General features: G+C 54.6%; 1 protein-coding gene. It reads right to left on the minus strand.

Annotated features, from left to right (window positions below; all coding sequences use genetic code 11):
• A partial coding sequence (locus tag IG168_RS20525; protein ID WP_193166470.1) for a type IV secretion system protein occupies positions 1-524 on the minus strand: 524 nt, incomplete at both ends.

Below are 524 nucleotides of genomic sequence, written 5' to 3' on the forward strand. Positions count from 1 at the left end.
CGGGCGGCCGAAGCGGCGGCGCTTCCCCCTTTGAAAGCGCCGTAGGCAACTGCGCCGGCAGTCGCCAACATCCCAGCGCCAGCCACAAGCGCCATCCCGGCTCCAAGTTTTGGTGATCCCGTTAACACTCCTGCCGCGAGCCCCGGTACGTTGATGAAGAGAAGGAGATAGAGGACGGCCGTAGCGAAGAGCAGCGGCGTCATGCCGAGCTGGTCTCCGAATGACGTATCGGCGGAGCAAAGGCTTGATGAGGTTAGCTGCGTGATATCGGAAAGAACAAAACCCGACACCACAACGATCGTTGCGGCCTTGACGCCAAGAGCGATGAAAGAGGAGAAGGTTTTTTCTGCAATAAAACGAGTGGCGGAGAAGGCGCTGAATGGAAGGATAATGAACCCGATAGCGGTAACAATATAATACTCGATTATCGTCAAGACAGCGGTCAACCCCATGAAAACCATGGCGAAAAAAACAATGACGCCGATCATCAGAAGCCAAACGAGTGTCACGAAATCGGTGAAAAA

It is taken from the genome of Microbulbifer hainanensis (assembly GCF_014904735.1).
Classification (GTDB): Bacteria; Pseudomonadota; Gammaproteobacteria; order Pseudomonadales; family Cellvibrionaceae; genus Microbulbifer; species Microbulbifer hainanensis.